Origin of the sequence: Haliea sp. (assembly GCF_040222615.1) — a bacterium.
Taxonomy (GTDB): Bacteria; Pseudomonadota; Gammaproteobacteria; order Pseudomonadales; family Halieaceae; genus Haliea.
In genome coordinates this window covers 25,006-44,735 of sequence record NZ_JAVKCQ010000165.1, presented here as the reverse complement: position 1 = coordinate 44,735, position 19,730 = coordinate 25,006, and the positions used below count along the sequence as shown (strand labels likewise).

General features: G+C 62.1%; 19 protein-coding genes. 13 read left to right on the top strand and 6 right to left on the bottom strand.

Going from position 1 to position 19,730, the window contains the following annotated elements; genetic code table 11:
- The 6 genes from RJQ10_RS13735 to RJQ10_RS13710 all read right to left on the bottom strand — a co-directional run bounded on the left by RJQ10_RS13735 (position 1) and on the right by RJQ10_RS13710 (position 9,739).
- Entirely contained in the window at positions 1-1,248 is a 1,248-nt protein-coding gene (locus RJQ10_RS13735; protein ID WP_350147537.1) for a hypothetical protein, read from the bottom strand.
- Between the two features lie 22 nt (positions 1,249-1,270).
- The gene (locus tag RJQ10_RS13730; protein WP_350147535.1) at positions 1,271-3,670 is read right to left on the bottom strand and encodes a TonB-dependent receptor; all 2,400 of its coding nucleotides are present in this window, start codon (positions 3,668-3,670) and stop codon (positions 1,271-1,273) included.
- 159 nt (positions 3,671-3,829) lie between these two features.
- Positions 3,830-5,995 carry an arylsulfatase gene (locus tag RJQ10_RS13725; RefSeq protein WP_350147533.1) on the bottom strand — a complete coding sequence of 722 codons (2,166 nt, stop codon included), beginning with the start codon at positions 5,993-5,995 and terminating at the stop codon, positions 3,830-3,832.
- Positions 5,996-6,317: 322 nt separating this feature from the next.
- A complete protein-coding gene (locus RJQ10_RS13720) occupies positions 6,318-7,292 on the bottom strand; it encodes a MarR family winged helix-turn-helix transcriptional regulator (protein WP_350147532.1) in 975 nt (324 codons plus the stop codon).
- Positions 7,293-7,367: 75 nt separating this feature from the next.
- Positions 7,368-8,660 (bottom strand): spinster family MFS transporter, encoded by a 1,293-nt coding sequence (locus RJQ10_RS13715; RefSeq protein ID WP_350147564.1) that lies wholly within the window; start codon positions 8,658-8,660, stop codon positions 7,368-7,370.
- A 65-nt stretch (positions 8,661-8,725) separates the two neighbouring features.
- Positions 8,726-9,739, bottom strand: coding sequence for an LLM class F420-dependent oxidoreductase (locus RJQ10_RS13710; protein ID WP_350147530.1), 1,014 nt, complete (start codon positions 9,737-9,739; stop codon positions 8,726-8,728).
- A gap of 179 nt (positions 9,740-9,918) precedes the next feature.
- On the opposite strand from RJQ10_RS13710, the gene moaC reads away from it, so the two are divergent.
- The 13 genes from moaC to RJQ10_RS13645 all read left to right on the top strand — a co-directional run bounded on the left by moaC (position 9,919) and on the right by RJQ10_RS13645 (position 19,703).
- Positions 9,919-10,407 carry a cyclic pyranopterin monophosphate synthase MoaC gene (moaC, locus tag RJQ10_RS13705; RefSeq protein WP_350147528.1) on the top strand — a complete coding sequence of 163 codons (489 nt, stop codon included), beginning with the start codon at positions 9,919-9,921 and terminating at the stop codon, positions 10,405-10,407.
- Positions 10,407-10,658, top strand: coding sequence for a molybdopterin converting factor subunit 1 (gene moaD / locus RJQ10_RS13700; RefSeq protein ID WP_350147526.1), 252 nt, complete (start codon positions 10,407-10,409; stop codon positions 10,656-10,658). The genes moaC and moaD overlap by 1 nt, the downstream gene beginning before the upstream one ends.
- A gap of 12 nt (positions 10,659-10,670) precedes the next feature.
- Positions 10,671-11,138: a molybdenum cofactor biosynthesis protein MoaE gene (locus tag RJQ10_RS13695; protein WP_502880242.1), complete on the top strand. Its 468-nt coding sequence runs from the start codon at positions 10,671-10,673 to the stop codon at positions 11,136-11,138.
- 41 nt (positions 11,139-11,179) lie between these two features.
- Complete coding sequence (locus RJQ10_RS13690; RefSeq protein ID WP_350147524.1) at positions 11,180-11,659, top strand: flavin reductase family protein; 480 nt, start codon at positions 11,180-11,182, stop codon at positions 11,657-11,659.
- A gap of 27 nt (positions 11,660-11,686) precedes the next feature.
- Complete coding sequence (locus RJQ10_RS13685; protein WP_350147560.1) at positions 11,687-12,232, top strand: NUDIX hydrolase; 546 nt, start codon at positions 11,687-11,689, stop codon at positions 12,230-12,232.
- Positions 12,233-12,277: 45 nt separating this feature from the next.
- Complete coding sequence (gene bcp / locus RJQ10_RS13680) at positions 12,278-12,754, top strand: thioredoxin-dependent thiol peroxidase (protein WP_350147522.1); 477 nt, start codon at positions 12,278-12,280, stop codon at positions 12,752-12,754.
- A 4-nt stretch (positions 12,755-12,758) separates the two neighbouring features.
- Positions 12,759-13,235, top strand: a complete 477-nt coding sequence (locus RJQ10_RS13675; protein WP_350147520.1) for a (2Fe-2S)-binding protein — start codon at positions 12,759-12,761, stop codon at positions 13,233-13,235.
- Positions 13,232-15,406, top strand: a complete 2,175-nt coding sequence (locus tag RJQ10_RS13670; RefSeq protein ID WP_350147518.1) for a xanthine dehydrogenase family protein molybdopterin-binding subunit — start codon at positions 13,232-13,234, stop codon at positions 15,404-15,406. The genes RJQ10_RS13675 and RJQ10_RS13670 overlap by 4 nt, the downstream gene beginning before the upstream one ends.
- A gap of 93 nt (positions 15,407-15,499) precedes the next feature.
- A complete protein-coding gene (locus RJQ10_RS13665; protein ID WP_350147516.1) occupies positions 15,500-16,726 on the top strand; it encodes a cytochrome P450 in 1,227 nt (408 codons plus the stop codon).
- Between the two features lie 132 nt (positions 16,727-16,858).
- A complete protein-coding gene (locus RJQ10_RS13660) occupies positions 16,859-17,731 on the top strand; it encodes an amidohydrolase family protein (protein WP_350147514.1) in 873 nt (290 codons plus the stop codon).
- Positions 17,732-17,745: 14 nt separating this feature from the next.
- Positions 17,746-18,510, top strand: a complete 765-nt coding sequence (locus RJQ10_RS13655) for a glutathione S-transferase family protein (protein ID WP_350147512.1) — start codon at positions 17,746-17,748, stop codon at positions 18,508-18,510.
- 28 nt (positions 18,511-18,538) lie between these two features.
- Positions 18,539-18,988, top strand: coding sequence for a nuclear transport factor 2 family protein (locus RJQ10_RS13650; RefSeq protein WP_350147510.1), 450 nt, complete (start codon positions 18,539-18,541; stop codon positions 18,986-18,988).
- A 10-nt stretch (positions 18,989-18,998) separates the two neighbouring features.
- Positions 18,999-19,703 carry a glutathione S-transferase family protein gene (locus RJQ10_RS13645; RefSeq protein ID WP_350147508.1) on the top strand — a complete coding sequence of 235 codons (705 nt, stop codon included), beginning with the start codon at positions 18,999-19,001 and terminating at the stop codon, positions 19,701-19,703.
- Positions 19,704-19,730 lie beyond the last annotated feature (27 nt).

The window sequence follows — 19,730 nt, the reverse complement described above, 5'->3', positions numbered from 1 at the left end:
CTATTCCTCCAGGCGCCAGGCGTAACTCTGCGCCCGCTCAGTTAGTTGTTGTTGTCGCTGGGCAGCGGTCAGCCAGTGGTGGTCGCCACTCAGTTCCTGCCGTAACCGCTCCAGCGGTACCAGGCGCTGGCGGACACCGAGGTCCGCGCCCGGCTTGCCGCCGGCGAACTCTGCCCAGCGCAGGGTAAGGATGCCCTCGTCGAGGTCGGAGGGATCCAGCCAGTTGTGTACACCCGGGTCCCGCAGGCTTAGCACAAAGGTGTAGGTTCCGTCCGGGTTAGCCCGGGACTGGTGCCTGTTCAGGCAGCCGCTGCGGTCGGTGATGTAGTTGGTCGTGCCCCAGATGTTGGTGATCGGCGCGATAAAGTAATCCGCGCCGCCGAGGTTGATATCCAGTACCAGGGAGGTGTCTGCGTCCGGCAGGCGAAAATAGCCCATGATGTAGATCTGGTTGCGCAGGGCGCCATCGCTGTCGCGGTCGATGGTGAACTCGAAGGCATTGACCGGTCCGTCCATTGCCTGCCGGTTCCAGCGCGTGGTGGACTCCGCCCAGCGCTGCATATAGGCCTTGATGCGTTCGAGGTTTTCACTTTCGCTGTACGGGGTTCGCTCCGGAGCGGGCCCCAGCCGTTCGATTTCCAGCTCATTGGCCCGGTCGCTGCCCCAATTGGCAATCACATCGCGAATGTAGAACTCATGGCTGCCAGGTGGAGCCTGGATGTGGTTGCGACGTCCCTCCGCAGCACTGGCATCCACAGTGACCTCGAAGCGACCATCGGCGCCCACATCCAGCTCCTTGCCATCCAGCAGGCCCAGGGTCTGCATTTCCGGCCCCCACAGGGTGAAGTAATTTTCCACCAGGCGCTGTTTCGCCACCCGGCCGCGGATTACATAGCGCTGGTCATGGCTGATCGGTATTACCCGATAGATGGAATCCGGATTATCGATACCCCAGCGACTGCCGGGAATGTCCTCGCCTGCCAGCCGGTGGGGCAGGCGGCTGATGGTGATGACCTTCGGGTAGAGTGGGTCCTGATTCAGGGCCCATATCGTGGCGCCGAACATCACTTCCTCGAACGCCCAGTCGAAGCAGCTGCGCATGGTGGCGCTGGGTGCGGCGTGCTGCAGCCAGAACTCGCGCACTGCCTCACGGGTGGCGACAATCTCCGGGTGGCGATAGTACCGCAAGGCCAGCAGTTCATGCTCGCGCTGTTCTGCCGTGTTGATGGGATTGTGTTGTCGTTGCATGGCTTGTCTCCGGGCCAGGGTTTCAGTACTCATAGATTACATCCAGACCGTACATCCGGGGCAGAATGAAGGAGTCGGTGGCAAAGCCCAGGGCGCCGAAATCGATGCCCCATTCCCGATACTCCTTGTCTGCAAGGTTCTTGCCCCAGGCGGAAATACGCAGTGAGCCGGACCCGACGTCAATATTGGTCAGGCTGGCGCGGGCGTTGATCAGAGTCTGCTTGCCCGCGGAGTCGTACAGGTTGTTGATGGGGTGGAAGTAGCGCTCACTGTTGTACGATGAATCAGCCTGCAGTACCAGTTGGCCGAAAGAAAACGGCTCGAACGTGTATTCGGCGATCAGGCTGGCGTTGTGCCGGGGGGTGTGAATTGTCTTGGCAATGTCGGAGATATCGACGTTCTCGGTGCCGCCGCCCACGCCGGTAACGGGGTTGCTGGGCGTGGTGTCGAACTCCTTGATGTTGTTGTCGATAAAGCCGTAGCTGGCCTTCAGGAGCAGGCCCGTTACCGGGATCAGGGTAACCTCGAGCTCCACTCCCTGGGCTTCGGTTTTGCCCGCATTGGCAATGATGGACGAGGCGCCACTGGAGCCGGCCTCGAACTGTGTGACCTGCTTGTCTTCATAGACATAGTGGAACAGGGCGGCATTGACCCGCAGCTTCTGCTCCCATAGATCGGATTTGATCCCGAGCTCGTAGGAGGTCACGTTCTCCTCGTTGAACGGTGTCGAAAAGGCCCGGGCGCTTGCGGCGCGGGCGTTGAAGCCCCCCGAGCGAAAGCCTCGAGCCAGGGTAAAGTAGGTATTCAGGGTGTCGGTGGGTGCATAGCTGACGGTGAGGGCCGGGGTCACATTGGACCAGGAGTCGTCGCCAATCACTTCCTCAATACCTTCATTGCGCTGAATGGTGGAGTTGCGCAGGAAGGAAGTCTTCTGGTCGCGGGTATAGCGCAGGCCAAGGGTGACGTCCACCTCGTCGGTCGCCGCATAGGTCAACTGGCTGTAGGCCGCTACCGAGTCGTTATCCGAGCCGTAGATAAACACCGGCGTCGACAGCAGCGTGTCCTTGCCGAAGCAGGCCAGCGGGTTGGAGAAGGTGGGGTCCTGGCACAGGAAAGATTGCGTCCCCTGATCCAGTCCGCCGTAGGCAAAGATGGCGGGCAATACGAAGGACTGGGGGTTGTCCTCGTAGGTTTCCTCCTCAAAGTAGTACAGGCCCAGGGTATATTGCAGGCGATCATTCAGCGCCGTGCCCAGCATCTGGAATTCCTGGGTGAACTGGTCCTGCCGGCTTTCGCGACTGGCGAGAAACAGCGGGACGAACTCACCCGCCGGGATCACGCCGCCGATGCCGTTGAGTACATTCACTCCGTCCGAGCGGAAACTGCCGTATTCATTCTCGGTGGTTCCGGAATCCCAGTCACGGTGGGCGGTGATGGATTTGAGGGTGAAATTGTCGCCGGCCCACTCGACGGTCAGGGCGTGGCCCTTGATGGTTGAATAGTTGGCCGCTGAATCAGAGAACGGCATCGGCAGGCTGTCCTGGCGATTGGGTGAAGCCACTGCCGCCGCCTGGGCATAGATCGGCCCGCCGAGCCCCTGCTGGAAAGGGCGAATATGGACCAGTTGCACGATGGCCCCGTTGCTGTCCCGATCCGAGTAGTCGAAAACGTAGTCCGCGGTCAGCGCATCGTTGGGACTCCAGCGAAGCGCGAACCGCAGCGCATCCGAGTTCTTGGTCTCTCCGAGCTTGTTGTCTGCCTCGGCGTTATCGAGCCAGCCCTCGCGCTTCCAGTGGGTGTAGGACAGGGTGGCGGCAAAGCCGTTGTACATCCCGGTATCCACGGAGGTTTCGCTGCGCAGGTAGTCATAGTTGCCAGCAGAGAGTTTCTGTCTGAAGCCAAATTCCTCACCGGGCTTGCGCGTCACCAGGTTGATGGCGCCACCTATGGCGTTGCGGCCATACAATGTGCCCTGGGGACCGCGCAGCACCTCGATGCGCTCAAGGTCTACCGTATCGAAGGAAGCACCGGAAATGCGCGCGATATAGACCCCGTCGGCATAGAGGCCGACCGTGGGCTCGGTCAGCAGCGATGGGTCGGTAGAAGACATGCCGCGCATGCTGTAGCCGTAATTGTCCGAGCTACCCGGCGGTTTGCGGATTTCCAGATTCGGGGTGTACAGCGCGACATCGCCAGGTTCCCCGACGCCCAGTTGCTGCAGGGCACCAATGTCGAAGGCGGAGACGGCTATCGGTGTTTCCTGCAGGCTCTCCTCTCGCTTCTGTGCGGTAACAACGACTTCCTCCAGCGCCTGGGTACGCACGCCTGTGTCCTGCTGGGCGAGACTGGGGGCGGCAGCCAGGTAGCAGCTGGCCAGCACCAGGGAAAGGGAATGCTTGTGATTGTTATTTCTTTTATTCATTTCATGGATCTCCGGTTGCTCGGGTCAAGCGGGACTAATTGCAGGATTCCCCGGCAATACTAAACCAGGTATCGCACATGCTCCCTGATAGTAAGTGAGGTATCATTTATTGCAAGCTCGCATCGCAGGTGGCTGTCAATGGTTCAGATGTTTAGCCTGTCAGCGCAGCTCGATCGTTACACGCTCGATCCGGGCGCCAGTGAGGTGGTAGCCAGCAGGAGAGTCCGCCGGGTAGCTTCCGGCAGGTGAGCCGGTATCGACACCGATATCGAAGGTCTCATCGATAGAGAAAAAGCCCGGCGGTGTCGCAGGTGTGCGCTGCTGCCCCGGCGATTCGTCATCCGGCTTCAGGGTGAACAAGCCCCCCTGACCGTAACCGCCGCCGTCGTAGTCGAAGCCGAGGGTGATTCTGTGTTCGCCCGGCAAAAGCGAGTGCTTCCCGGCTATTCGGATGCTCGCGGCCTCGAAAACCCGGTACTCGAATACGGGCCGACCCTCCGCATCCAGGTACAGGGACCAGCCGCTACCGCTGCCGCCCAGCGTGGCAATGACGCCCCTCGGGGGGCCGCCAGGATCAGAGGCCACGACCAGTTCGGCCGCAAGCTCCCAGGAGCGATTGAGCATGCCAGGTGCGCCGCTTTCCGGAATGGCGATTGCTCCTTCGTAGTAAGTGAAGTGCTGGCGATCGCCGCGCAAACTCGGCAGCGGTGCACCACCGCGAACCGCCAGGGCGTTTCGCAGCGGCAGGATCCCGACCCGCTCTGCTTCACTGTGAAACAGCGCCTGGAGTGACCGCAACTTGTCTGGCCTTGCCTGTGCCAGGTCTTCGCTCTGACTGAAATCCTGCTCCAGATGGTAGAGCTCCCAGACATCGTCCGCGAAGGGGGTGGGAGCTACCGGTAGCCCGACATCCCAGGGCAGCATGCTGTGGCGCGCCGAGGCCATCCAGCCCTCGTGGTATATCGAACGATGGCCGTGGACTTCAAAATACTGGGTGTGCTTGTGCTCGGGAGCTTCGGGGTCGGTAAAGCTGGGCAGAAGGCTGGCGCCATCCATGGGCAGCTGCCTGGCTCCGCTCACAGTTTCAGGCAGCGTCAGGCCGACGGCATCGAGAATCGTCGGAGCGATGTCGTTGACATGCGAGAACTGGCTGCGCAATCCCCCATGGTCCTGGATACGGCGTGGCCAGCTGACGACCATCGGCGTGCGGGTTCCACCGAGATGGGATGCAATCTGCTTGACCCACTGGAAGGGGGTATTGGTAGCCCACGCCCAGCCCGCGGGATAGAGCGCAAAGCTGTCGGGTCCGCCAATGGCGTCAAGTTGGTCGAGCTGTCGCGAGAGCGGTTCCTGCATGCCCTGCAGGGCGCCCAGGTAATTGATGCTTCCGTCCGCACCGGCGGCACCCTCGCCGCCATTGTCCCCGACGAGGTAGATGAACAGGGTGTTGTCGAACAGGCCGAGTGTCTGCAGGGTATCCACTATTCGGCCGACCTGTGAGTCGGTGTGACTGAGGAAACCGGCAAAAGTCTCCATCATCCGCGCCGCCACGATCTGCTCGTCCGGGCCCAGGCTGTCCCAGGCTGGAATACCCTCGTGGCGCGCTGTGAGCCGGGCAGCGGCGGGAATCACTCCGAGCGCCTTCTGGCGCCGAAACGTTTCCTCGCGAAGTGCGTCCCAACCCTGTTTGAAGGCCCCGCGATAGCGGCTGATCCATGGCTCTGGTACCTGCAGCGGTGCATGGGTTGCGCCGGGAGCAAAGTAGAGAAAGAACGGCCTTCCGGGCGCCAGTGAGTTCTGCAGTCTTATCCAGCGCTCAGCCTGTTCCGCCAGATCCTCGGTCAGGTGATAGTTCGCTCCCGGCGGGCGGCGTATCGCGGTAGTGTCCTGATACAGAGTGGGCTCGAACTGGTCGGTCTCGCCGCCGAGAAAGCCGTAGAATTTCTCAAAGCCCTGACCTCTGGGCCAGCGATCGAAAGGTCCAATCGGCGATGCTTCCCAGTCTGGCACCAGGTGCCACTTTCCGAATAGAGCCGTGCCGTAGCCGGCGCTGCGTAACAGCTCGGCGACGCTAGCGGTCTCAGGTCGCAAGATACCCTGGTAGCCTTCATAGGCATTGGAGGAGTTGATCACCGCGCCCACATTGGCAACGTGGGGATCGCGTCCGGTCAGCAAGGATGCCCGGGTCGGCGAACACAGCGCTGTTGTGTGAAATCGGTTGTAACGCAAGCCGCGTTCAGCGAGCTGTTCAAGTGTCGGGGTGTGGATGGGGCCACCAAAGGTGCTCGCAGCACCGAAACCCACGTCATCCAGCAGAACCACCACGATGTTCGGCGCCTCTTGCGGTGGCTGCCGGACTTCAACCTTCGGCCTCGTATCTGGCGCACTGATAGCTGGCGTTGCGGCAGCAGGGGCTACCAGGATCGCAATCAGTAACAGTCGCCAAACAGCGCGGTTCCTGGTGAGGACATAGACAGTGGGCAGTTGCATATTATTATCTCCGACTTGCCGGATGTTCAGCCTGCGCCAGTTCTCGGGCCAGTACAGGAACTGCAAATAGTAAACTGGGTATCAAATATTGCAACCGCTGCGTCACACGCTTGCGTACTGCGGCTGAGGCAATTGCCGGTGAATGGTGCGAGGTGGCTTACTGTCCTGCCGGATGCGACAGCGGAACCTGGAGCTTGAGCGCCTTGGCTGCGTACCCGAGGTCCTGTTGCAGGCGCTTGAGCTTTCGCCGCCCGACGATGCGGCAGTAGTCCTTCTCAATGACGGCGAAAGCAGCCAGCAGGGCGGCGATAAACGCCCGGCCTCTGGGGCTGAACGTGACCAGACGTACCCGCTTGTCCTGCGCGTCTACTGTGACGGTGAGATAACCCAGCCGTTGCAGTGAACTGACCTGCTTGCCCGTCGCCTGGAGAGAAATACCCGCAGATTCAGCAAGCCGGGACAGGGTCATGCCTGCCACACTCAGATGGCTGACCACGGCGAGGTGGTCGATCCGTACGTCGGTGTACCCGGCGGCCTCCATGACGGCAGAGCAGCGCCGATGATAATCATCTCCCAGCAGTTGCAAGTAGCGGCCGATGTTGTGTGATATGTAGGTTTTGCTGTTGCTGCGCGGCCTTTCCGGCTGCACGGAATGCAGGGCTTGCTGGCCACTGCTCGCGATCTCGATGTCCAGGGCGGTCAGGAACTCGTAGAGATTGACCTCCAGGGCCAGCAGGGCATCGGCGCCGAGAATCCTGGAATAGGCCCGATAGATCTTCTCAATGATTGCGCTTGAGTGCTGCAACAGCTGAATTCCGCGCGGCGTATAGGTGATCAGGGTGGCGCGCGCATCTGTTGGATCCCGGTGTCTCCGCACCAGTCCCATGGATTCAACATTCTCGACCAGCTTCGCCATGGCCCTGTGGGTGACGCCAGCGCGTGCGGCCAACACCGTGAGCCTGGTGCCCTCCAGCCCGAGATTCCTCAGGACCCCGCCGTGGACCGGGCGAATGTCCGCATACCCCTGGTCGCGATAGGCTGCCAGTACCCTGGCAGAGAAATCGTCGGCAAGTGCGATCAGCCGGTGGCCGAGGTTGTTTCGGCGCGCGGTATCCAGCGCAGCTTGTAACACAGTGGTTTCCTTCACGGCGGGTTGCACTGGAAATCGAACCCGGTGTTCATGCGACGCGGCCCATTGAACGCTCGGTCAAGCCACTGCCAGGGCATTGCGGTCACTTTCGCGCCTGGCCAGGTCAGCGGGAAGCTTGCGGGCCCCGAGGTAGAACAGAGCGATCGCCACCAGACCCGTCATGGAGGCCAGGACCATGGCATAGCGCAGGCTCTGGTCGCCAAAGCGGGGGGCCAGCAGATCGCTGGTCAGGCCGGTCAGGAACGGGCCGAGCCCCAGCCCGATCATGTTCAGCACGAAGAACAGGATCGCCGAGGTCAGGGCGCGCATGGAGGGCGGGACCAGCGCGTGGGACATGGCGATGCAGGGACCCAGGTACATTGCAGTGAGGATATTGGTAAACACCAGGATGGCCAGGAGATGGGTCGTGTTGTCCGTCAGCAATACATACAGGTAGGGGCCGAAGGCGATCAGGCCGCCGTACATGGGTACCCACAGGTACCAGCGCGGGTCACGTGCGCCGAAACGGTCACCGAGGTAACCCCCGAGGTAGGTGCCCAGGGCGCCGCCGACACCGGAGACCAGGGCCAGCACCACGCCCACCTGGGCAATGCTGAGTCCGTGGTTGCGGATCAGGAAGGAGGGAAAGAAATTGCCTACGCCGTAGCCGACGAAGGCTGTCAACGCGCAGCCCACAGCGATATACCAGAACGATGGTAGCTGTTTCAGCACCGCCAGGGTTTCAGCAAACGTCGGCCGCTGGGCAGTTTCTGCGGCGGTGTCCCAGCGTCCCCGTATCGGTTCCCGTACCGTGAACCGCAACACAATGGCGAACAGCACTCCCGGGATGCCTACTACCAGGAACGCCATGCGCCAGCCAAACGCCTCGGCAATCACGCCGCCAAACATAAAGCCGAACAGAATCCCGACATAGATGCCGGTCGAGTAAAAAGACAGCGCCCGGCCACGCTGTTCCGGGGGGAAATAGTCGCTGATCATGGAGTGTGCGGGTGGGCTGCCGCCCGCTTCGCCAAGGCCGACTCCAATGCGTGCCGCCAGTAGCTGACCGTAGTTCTGCACAAAGCCGGACAGGGCGGTCATGCCGCTCCACACCGCCAGTGCCAGGGAGACGATGTTGCGGCGGTTGCCGCGGTCCGCCCAGTAGGCGATGGGGATGCCGGCGGTGACGTAGATCAGGGCAAAACTGAAGCCGCTGAGCAAGCCCAGCTGGGCATCCGAGAGGCCCATGTCAGCCTTGATGGGCTCCTGCAGGATCACCAGGATCTGACGGTCGATGAAGTTGAAGGCGTAGACGATGGTGAGCATGACCAGGACAAAGCGTTTGTAACCGGGCGAGTAATCCTGTGCCATCTGGCTCACAGTCGGAGTTCCTTGTGTTTTTATGTCCCGCCAATATAACTGCTGTGCAGGTCAGGTCAAAGGACGAGCTCCGCCATGTCGCGCAGCAAGGTGCTGTCACCGTTGATCAGCAGGCTGGTGACCGGTGAGTTTTCCCAGTCGCGAATTTTTTCCCGGATCCGGTCGCGGGGGCCGCAGAGGGAAATCTCGTCGGCGAACTGGTCGGGCACCAGGGCAATGGCCTGGTCGCGTTTACCGGCAAAGAACAGCTCCTGGATCTGTTCTGCCTCGTCCGCAAAGCCCATCCGAGCCATGAGTTCCTTGTGGAAGTTCCGGGCTTTGGAGCCCATGCCGCCAATATAGAAGCCCAGCATGGCCTTGACCGGGTAGAGCGCCTCTTCCAGGTTGTCATTGATGTTGCAGAGAACCAGTGCGGGGATTTCAAAGCCGGGCTTGGCATTGCGCAGTTGATCGGCGTAGACCTCCTGCCGATAGGGTGAGTAGTACAGGGGCAGCCAGCCGTCGGCGATTTCCGCCGTCTGCTCGACGTTTTTGGGACCCTCGGCGCCAATAAAGACAGGCAGGTCGGCCCGCAGTGGATGTACTATCGATTTCAGCGGCTTGCCCATGCCCCAGGCCCCGGGGCCCCGGAAAGGCAGGGAATAGAATTCGCTGTCGCTGGTTACCGGTTCCTCCCGGGCCAGCACTTTGCGGATGATTTCGACGTAGTCCCGGGTACGGGTCACCGGCTTGCTGTAGGGCGCGCCATACCAGCCTTCCACGACCTGCGGGCCGGAAACCCCCAGGCCCAGGATCATGCGCCCCCCGGACAGGTGGTCCAGTGCCATGGCAGCCATGGCGCAGGCCGTTGGGGTGCGGGCGGACAACTGGGCGACGGCGGTCCCCAGGCGGATGCGCGAGGTCTGGCTGCCGATCCAGGCCAGCGGGGTAAAGCAGTCGTTGCCCCAGGATTCCGCCACCCACACCGAGTCAAAGTCCAGACCCTCGGCCTCCTGGGCCAGTGCGACCAGGTTCGGTGGCGGCTGTGCGCCCCAGTAGCCGAGTTGCAGTCCCAGGGAAAGCTTGCTCATGTGCTCTGTCCTTTGCCGGATATCGGGTGTTTGTCTCGCAGCTACTCTACCCTATTCAGGGGAAGCGACAAGGCGCCAAAGCGGCCATGCTGGCTGGCACAAGCGCTCAGGGTCGGTGTTAATCTGGCAGCTGATTGGATACACTCGCGGCCACGACAGGTGACGGGGGTCAACAGGTAATGGCGGAATTAACGCATCTGGATGCGTCGGGCACGGCCCGCATGGTGGATGTGGGGGACAAGCCCGAAACACGGCGCGAGGCGGTGGCAACCGCGCGGGTGTCGATGGAGCCGGAGACCATGCGGTTGCTGCAGGCCGGGGCGCATGCCAAGGGTGACGTGCTCACTGTGGCCCGCATTGCCGGCATCCAGGCAGCCAAGAAATGCTCGGAGCTCATTCCCCTCTGCCACCCCCTGATGTTGAGCAGTATCGACCTCGAGTTTTCCCTGGATACCGCAGCCAGCGCCGTGAATATCACCGCGCGCTGTCGACTGGAGGGCAAAACCGGGGTGGAAATGGAGGCCTTGACCGCCGCGTCGGTGGCCGCCCTGACCATTTACGATATGTGCAAGGCCGTCGATCGCGGCATGATCATCGGCGAGATCTGCCTGGCGGAAAAGCGCGGCGGTCGGTCGGGGGACTGGCAGCGCGAGGTCGGTGAGGCCTGATGCTGAGGCTGCTGTTTTTCGCCCGGGTGCGCGAACAGCTTGGCTGCGACAGGCTCGAATTGCCCTGGTCGGCAGACTCTGCCACGGTGGAGAAACTGCTCTCCAGGCTGCAGCAGCGCGGCCCGCAGTGGCAGGCGGCGCTCGGGCAGCCCAATCTGCTGGTGGCTGTGAACCAGTGTGTCGCGGAGCCCGCAGACTCGCTGCGGGAGGGCGACGAGGTGGCTTTTTTCCCTCCCGTGACCGGGGGCTGAGCGGTGGCTGCGGTGTTGAAGGCAGGGGTTCAGGAGCAGGCGTTTGATTCCGCCGCCCTGCACCGGTCGCTACGGGTCGCCGACTGCGGCGCCGTGGTTGAATTCACCGGCTATGTTCGGGCCGGGGCGGGCGGCGCAGCGGTGACCACCCTGGAGCTGGAGCATTACCCGGGCATGACTGAGCGCAGCCTGCAGCTGATTCTGGAGGACGCGGCTGCGCGCTGGCCATTGCTTGCGGCGACGGTGGTCCACCGGGTGGGGCGGCTGGCGCCCGGCGAGCCCATTGTCTGGGTCGGTGTCGGTGCCGCTCACCGGGGCGAAGCCTTTGCCGCCTGTGACTTCATTATGGACTTTCTCAAGACCCGGGCACCCTTCTGGAAGAAGGAGCACGGGCCGGCAGGGTCGTCATGGGTGGAGGCTCGCACCAGCGATGATGAGCGCGCCGCGCGCTGGCAACCGCCGAAGGGGAGCTGCGAGTGAACCGATTTTTATCGACAACAGTAACTACAGTGGAGTAGGACATGGAGTTGGATGGACGTGAGTTTCGCAATGCCCTGGGGCGCTTCGCCACCGGCGTGTGTCTGATTACCGCGGTGAATGAGCAGGGAGAGCCGCTGGCGCTGACCGCCAATTCTTTCAGCTCAGTGTCGCTGGACCCGCCGCTGGTGCTGTGGAGCTTGCAGAACAACTCGGAGGTGTTCGATGTGTATGCGGGTGCCAGGCACTATGCCATCAACGTGCTCGCAGGTAACCAGCAGGAGCTGTCCTCTCGTTACGCGCGCAAGGGGGATCACGTGCTTGAGCCCGGGCACTTCACGCCAGGTGAAAACGGCGGTGCACCCCTGATCAACGATGCGCTGGTGAGCTTTGAGTGCAGCCTGGATGCAACCCATCCCGGTGGTGATCATCTGATCATTGTCGGTCGCGTGGATGCAATGCAGGTACGCCCGGAGGGTGAACCGCTGATGTTCTACAGCGGTGCCTATCGCGCGCTCGCCTGACCAAGACGATAACGGATAGTGGATGTGATTAAATTCTGTACCAGTTGTGGCTCTGAGGTCGGACTGCGAATTCCGGAAGGGGACGACCGCCAGCGATTTGTCTGCGTTTCCTGCGAAACCATCCACTACATAAACCCGCGGGTCATTGTGGGCTGCGTACCCGTCTTCGAGGGCAAGGTGCTCCTGTGCAAGCGCGCCATTGAGCCCCGTCGCGACTACTGGACCCTCCCCGCGGGCTTTATGGAGAACGGCGAGACCACAGTCCAGGGCGCTGCCCGGGAGACCTGGGAAGAGGCCCGGGCCCGGGTGAGCGACATGGAGCTCTACCGCATTTTCGATGTGCCCCATATCAGTCAGGTCTACATGTTCTACCGCTGCGAGTTGGTGGATGGCGCTTTTGGCGTGGGGCCCGAGAGTAGCGACAGCGGGCTGTTTGGTGAACAGGATATCCCCTGGGACGAGATAGCCTTCCCGGTCATCCGCGAAACACTGCAAGAGTACTTTGTCGACGTCACCACCGGGGACTTTCCGGTCAGGGTGTCGGCGATCGAGCGCAGGCGCCCTCGGGAATAAGGCGTCCCGGGGCCAACTGAAAAACGAACAAAAGGAGAGCAGGCAATGGCATTTCCCAAGCTTGGTAACCTGGCACCGGCGTTTTTCCTGCCCGACCAGGACGGCAAGACGGTGACCCTGAAGCAGTTTCGGGACAAGAAAAACGTGGTGCTGTATTTTTATCCCAAAGCCATGACCCCGGGCTGCACGGTGCAGGCCTGCGGCATTCGCGACAGCCAGAAAGCGCTGGCCAAGATGGACACGGTAGTACTTGGCGTGAGTCCGGACCCGGTCGCGCGTCTGGGAAAATTCATCGACAAGCAGGACCTCAACTTCACTCTGTTGTCAGACGAAGATCATGCGGTTGCGGAGAAATACGGCGCCTGGGGCCTGAAGAAATTCATGGGTCGGGAGTTTATGGGCATACTGCGCACGAGTTTTATCATCGGCAAGGACGGCCGTCTCAAGCATGTGATGGACAAGGTTGCCACCAAGACCCACCATGATGACGTCCTGCAGCTGATCAGGGAGCTGAAACTCTAACCTCATGATTGCCTTTACTCTCAATGGCGGCGACGTCAGTCTCGAAATCGATCCGCAAACCCCCTTGTTGTGGGCGCTGCGGGACAACCTGCGCCTTACCGGCACCAAGTTTGGCTGTGGCATGGGACTCTGCGGCGCCTGTACGGTGCACCTGGATGGCGCCGCTGTGCGCAGTTGCTCCCTGCCGCTGGCGGCAGTGGCCGGCAAGGCAGTGACGACCATCGAGGGGCTCGGCGGCGAGCATCCCTTGCAGCGCGCGTGGGTGGAACACAATGTACCCCAGTGCGGGTACTGCCAATCGGGGCAGATCATGTCCGCAGCCGCTCTGCTGGCGGCCAACCCCGCACCCGATGAGGCGAGCATACGCCAGGCCATGGCAGGAAATCTGTGTCGCTGCGGCACTTACCACAAAGTGCAGCGGGCTATTCTCAGCGTTGCCACCGTGGCGCACTGGGAGCCAGCGGTGGAGGGGGAAGCGTGAACCTTACCCGACGCCAGTTTATTCGCAATGTATCTGTGGCAGGCGGGGCGCTGACGCTTGGCTTTCAGTTAACGGGCTGCTCGGAAGAGCCGCTGCTGCTCGGCAGTGAAACCGATTTCCGGCCCAACGCGTTCCTGCGCATCGACACCGATGGCACGGTTACGCTGCAGATTCCCAAGGCGGAAATGGGGCAGGGCATTGTCACCGGCATGGTGACCCTCGTGGCAGAGGAGCTGGAGCTGGACCCGGCCGCGATCCGCTACGAGATGGCACCGGTGCACAGCGCCTTTGCCGACCCCGAGATGCGGCTGCAGATTACCGGTGGCAGCGCCTCTATCCGGGTCTACTACGACATCCTGCGCCAGGTCGGCGCCAGCGCACGTGAAACCCTGGTTGTGGCCGCCATGAACCAGACCGGGCTGGCGCGAGACGCGCTACAGGCCAGCAACGGGATTGTCATCAGCAGCAACCGCGGCGGCGTGCGCATTCCCTACGGTGAGCTGGTGCCGGAGGCGCGCACCTTGCCCGCGGTGACCGGAGTCATGTTGAAGCCAGCCTCGGAGCTGAAGCTTATCGGGCGCTACGAGCAGCGCGTGGACGCCGAGGTCAAGAGCAACGGCACAGCCCAATTCGGTATTGATATTGCGCCGGAGGGTTGCCTGACTGCGGTGTTGTTGCGCTGCCCCTGGTTTGATGGTGCGGTCGAGTCCTTTGACGCCGCCGCCGCGAGCGGGATGCCCGGTGTCGCAGGGGTGTTTGCTACCGAGCACGGGGTGGCGGTAGTGGCCGACGGTTACTGGCCAGCGCGGCAGGCTGCAGCGAAGGTCAATGTTCGCTTCACCCCGCCCCTTGATGGCATGCGTGACAGCGCCGCCATTACCGCGGCCATGGCGGCGGCGCTGGACGGGGATGACTTTGCCAGCGTGCGCGATGAGCCGGGCACCGGCCCCGAAGATGGCACCCTGGTGCAAGCCCGCTACGAGGTGCCCTTCCTGGCACATGCCCCGATGGAGCCGCTCAACGCCACCTGCCGCCTCACGGCCGGAGGCTGCGAGGTCTGGGTCGGAACCCAGGCGCCGGATGTGGCCCGGGACGCGGCGTCCAGGGTGCTGGGCGTACCTCGGGAGGCCGTGGTCATCCACAATCAGTTTCTCGGCGGCGGATTTGGTCGCCGGGCAGCCGCCGACAACGTCGCTGAAGTGGTGGCGATAGCACGCGAGCTCGAGCGGCCGGTAAAACTCGTGTGGAGCCGTGAAGACGACATCCGTCACGACTGGTATCGCCCGGCGATGGCCGGACAGATTCAGGCGCGGGTGGGCGCGGGGGGTGACGTCAGTCACTGGCGCCACCGCATAGTGGGGCCGAGTATCAACCAGCAGGTACTTCCCAAGCTTGCCGGGACCATGCTGCCCCAGTGGGTGCCGGCGGGGGCAACTGCGCTGGCCGGCAAGCTGGCCGCAGGCAAGGACTTCGCCTCGGTGGAGGGCGCCAAAGAGTTGCCCTACAACTTTGCCGGGATCAATGTCGAATATCACAATCTGCCGGTCCCGGTTCCCCTGGGGTACTGGCGCTCTGTGGGGCACAGCCACACGGCGTTTGTGGTCGAGAGCTTCGTCGATGAACTGGCACACAGTGCGGGACTTTGCCCGCTGGCCTTCCGTCTCCGCTACCTGGCGGAGGATTCGCGGGAGCGCAGGGTGCTGGATGCGGTGGCCGAGGCAGCCAATTGGGGCAAGGCGGCGCCGGGACGCTTCCAGGGCTTGGCGGTGCACGCGTCCTTCCACTCCGTGGTGGCCGAGGTGGTGGAAATATCGCTGGAGGACGGCAAGCCCAGGCTGGAGCATGTGTACTGCGCGGTTGACTGCGGCCAGGTCATCAACCCCGATATCGTCAGGGACCAGATGATCGGCGGTATCGTTTTTGCGCTCAGCGCCGCACTTTACGGTGAGATCACCCTCAAGGATGGCGCGGTCGAGCAGGGCAATTACCACGACTATCCGGTGCTGCGCCAGAATGAGGTCCCGCCCATGACAGTCGTGCTCCTGGACAGCGATGCCCCGCCCACCGGGGTCGGCGAACCCGGCACCCCTCCGGCGGCGCCGGCGCTGGCCAACGCGCTGTTCGCCGCGACCGGGGTACGGCAGCGGCGCCTGCCCTTGCGGCTTTCCTGATCGGTCATTTCTCCGCTTGACGGCGCCCCCGGGGCGCCTCAGACTAATGGTCATTAGTTCCAGTGCGAGCCGGAGACGGTTCAGGAGAGCAGCATGGCCACATGTCCCCATATCAACTTCAACGATCCCGACACTTTTCGCGGTGGGCTGCCGCGCGAGGCCTTCCGCCAGCTGCGCAGTGAGGAACCTGTTTACTGGCACGCCGCCGACGGCGACAGTCCGGGCTACTGGGCGGTAACCCGACAGGCTGAGCTGGACTATGTGTCCAAGCATCCGGAGCTGTTTTCCTCCGCTGAGCGGACCTGCATGTTGCAGAACCCGACGGCCGAAGAAATCGAAATGATGCGCATGCTGATGATCAACATGGACCCGCCGAAGCACCTGAAATTCCGGCGTTTGGTGCGCTCCGCCTTCACCCCGAAGAAAGTGGAAAGCTATGAGCCGCGCTTTCGGGAAATCGCCCGGGACATCCTGGATCGCGCGGTGGTCAACGGTCGCTGCGATTTCGTCACGGATATCGCGGCGGAACTGCCGCTCATCGCCATCTGTGAACTGATGGGGGTGCCGCTGGAACGGCGGCAGCGCCTGTTCGAACTGACCAATATCATGCTGGGCATGGACGACCCGGACCTGAGCACCTCGCAGGAAGATGGCATGAACGCCATGATGGAAATGTTCATGCTTGGTTTGGAGCTGGCGGCCCAGCATCGGGAGAATCCCTCATCCGGGATTGTCGGTACCCTGCTGGAGGGCACAGTGGAAGACGAGCCGCTGACGGAAGAGGAGTTCTGCAACTTTTTCCTGATGTTGATCGTGGCGGGCAACGAGACCACACGCACCGTGACCAGCCAGGGCATGCGCATGCTGCTGGAGCATCCGCGGCAGTTCCAGCAGCTGGTGGACGACCCGTCGCTGGTACCGGATGCGATCGAGGAGTTCCTGCGTTTCAACCCGGCGGTGATCGCATTCCGGCGCACGGCCATGGAAGATACCGAACTGAATGGGGTGCAGATTCGCAAGGGCGACCTGGTGCAGTTGTTCTACGGCGCCGCCAGCGCCGACGAGGCGGTGTTCGTGGACGGCGACAGCTTTGACATCCTGCGTAACCAGCGCGAGGATGTGCGCAACGGTCACCGCGCGTTTGGTGTTGGCCAGCATTTCTGCCTGGGGTCGCATCTGGCACGACTCGAGCTCACGGCGATCTTCGATGAGATCGTGCGTCGCATCCGCAACCCGCGCCTCGACGGCGAGATTCAGTGGCTGCGTTCGAACTTCATCAACGGCATCAAGCACATGCCGATTGCCTTCGACCTCGCCTAGCAGGCTGCGCCGGCGGCGGTTCATGCTATTGTGCCCCGGGCTGAATTCTAGGTCCGGCCCCGGGGTGCGTACTTGGTGTCTCCGGCGGCTGCGAGCACAATGACCGCTCTGTAATTCGAGGAGAGTGCCGCAATGCCCATGCCGCAAGATATTGGCGTCATCGATTTGATGCTGGCCGTGCCCGGCGACGACAACAGCCACTTTTACGAGTGGATCAAGCCAATGCTCATGGACAAGCAGAGCCATGAGATGTTCAAGATGCCCGCCCAGTACATGTTCAAGGACATCCCCAAAATCGATGGCCAGGAGGACTACGTCGCCTACACCATCGCGCAGATGGACAAGCACAATATCGAGCGCGCGATGATCGGCATCGGTCCCTACGCAGAACAGCACAAGGAGGCCCTGCGCCGGTTCCCTGACCGCTTTTTCGCCTGTTATGAGGCCAACCCCAACAACGGCATGGACGAAGTGCGCACCATCGTTGCGCTGAAAGAGGAGTTCGATATCAAGGCGGTCACTGCCTCCCCGGCCATGATCTGTCCGCCGGTGCCGGTGAACGACAAGAAATGGTACCCGATCTACGCCAAGCTGGTGGAGCTGGACATTCCGTTCTGTCCCTGCATGGGTATACCGGGGCCGCGCCTGCCCTTTGGCCCGCAAAAGGTGGAACTGCTGGACGAGGTACTGTGGTTTTTCCCCGAGCTCAATGTGGTTACCCGGCACGGCTGCGAGCCGTGGACAGATGTGGCCTGGAAGCTCATGCTCAAGTACCCCAACCTGCATTACATGACCAGTGCCTTTGCGCCCAAGCACTACCCGAAGGATATCGTGCATTTCGCCAACACCCGCGGATCCGATCAGGTCATGTATGCGGGTTACTTCCCCATGGGCCTGTCCCTGGACCGCATTTTCAGCGAGATGCCCGAGGTGCCATTCCGCGATGAAGTCTGGCCGAAGTTCCTGCGGGAAAACGCGATCCGCGTATTTAAACTGGATACCTGAGAAGGAGTATTGTGATGGAATATGCTGAGGTTGAAGACGCGGTTGATGCTCCCGGCTTGCGCCTGGTACTGACGGCGGGTGTGCCCGGGCCCTGGGGCGAAACCGCCAAGTCCCTGTTCGATTTCAAGGGACTCAGCTATTTGCCCGTGCGCCAGGAGGCCGGTGGTGAAAATGCTGCGCTGCAGTCCTGGACCGGGCAGACTTCGGCACCGGTGGCGGTCTACAACGACTTGCCCCCCGTCTGTCACTGGCTGGATCTGTTGCATCTGGCAGAGCGCCTGGCGCCGGAACCGGCCCTGCTGCCCGCCGATCCCGCGCTGCGGGCCGAGGTGCTGGGCTTGTCGGCGTTGATAGCCGGGGTCGACGGATTTGGCTGGCAGCGTCGCTTGCAGCTGTTCATACCGGGCATGAGTCTTCCGGAGCCGCCCCTGGGGATTGTGCGCATGGCAGCCAAATATGCCTGGAGCGCAGACGCGGCCGCGGGAGCGGGCGCCAAACTGGCTGCCATCGCCGGCTTGCTGGATCAGCGCCTCGCCGCGCAGGAAGCAGCGGGGCGCGAGTGGTTCGTGGGCGAGGCGGTCAGCGCCGTGGATTTCTACTGGGCCAACTTCGCGGGCATGGTCAAACCCCTGCCGCATGAGGTCAACCCCATGCCCGACTATCTGCGGGGCATGTACGAGTCGGGTGCCGCGGAGATGGCGCAATGGTTGACCCCGCGCCTGCTGGCGCATCGGGACCGCATGTACCAGCAGCACATCAAGCTGCCGCTGGTTTTCTGAGTCAAGCAACTATAAAAAGGAAGCTGCCATGTTGTCACAACAGGATATCTCCGACCGCCTGGAACTCCAGGATCTGGTGTATTTCTACTCCCACCTGATCGACAGCAAGTCGTTCGATACGCTGCGCGAGGTGTTTACAGAGGATGCCCACATCGACTATTCCGCCTTTGGCGGCTCGGTGGGTAACCTGGAGGAGACTATTGCCTACCTGAAGCAGGCCGTGGCCGACGAGATCTTCCCCAATTCCCAGCATTTGAACGCCAATCTGCAGTTCACGGTAAACGGCGACAGCGCAACGGGTCGCGTAATGTGTTTCAATCCAATGGAAATGAACCTCCCGGACGGTGGCCAGCAGGTTTTCCTGATCGGTCTGTGGTACGTGGATGAATACCGCCGTACGCCGGCTGGCTGGCGAATCAGTCGCCGCGTGGAGGAAAAAAGCTGGATATTCAATGCGCCGGATTTCATGAACCTTTGAAGGCAAACGGATGATCGACCTCTACACGGCACCGACGCCCAACGGCTACAAGGCCTCCATCGCGCTGGAGGAAATGGAAATGCCCTACGAGGTGCATACCATTGATCTCAGCGCCGGGCAGCAGAGGTCTCCGGAGTTTCTCCGCATCTGCCCCAACGGTCGTATCCCCGCCATCACCGACCGCGATGAAGACAACTTTGCAGTGTTCGAGTCCGGGGCCATCATGATTTACCTGGCGGAGAAGTCTGGCAGGTTCCTGCCTACGGATGTGCGAGGACGCTCTCGCGTGCTGCAGTGGCTGATGTTCCAGATGGGCGGGGTAGGCCCGATGATGGGCCAGGCCAATGTCTTCTATCGCTACTTCCCGGAAAAAATCCAGCCCGCCATCGACCGCTACCAGACCGAGGGCCGGCGCCTGTTCGAGGTACTGGACAGGCGCCTGGGCGAGAGCGAATTCCTCGCCGGGGACTACAGCATTGCCGACATGGCGAACTGGGCATGGGTCAGGACACATCGCTGGTCAGGCATCTCCATAGAGGGCCTGGACAATCTCTCCCGCTGGATGGGGGCGATTTCCGACCGGCCCCGTGCCCGCGCCGGAGTCAAGGTGCCGGTGGATATCGCCGAACTCATGGATGCCAGGAAAACCGAGGATGCGGAGGCGTTTTCACGCCGGGCCCGCTCCATGGTGACCGGCGCAGGCCCCGGGGGCTGAGGCGCCGATCCTGTTGCTGCAGCGCGC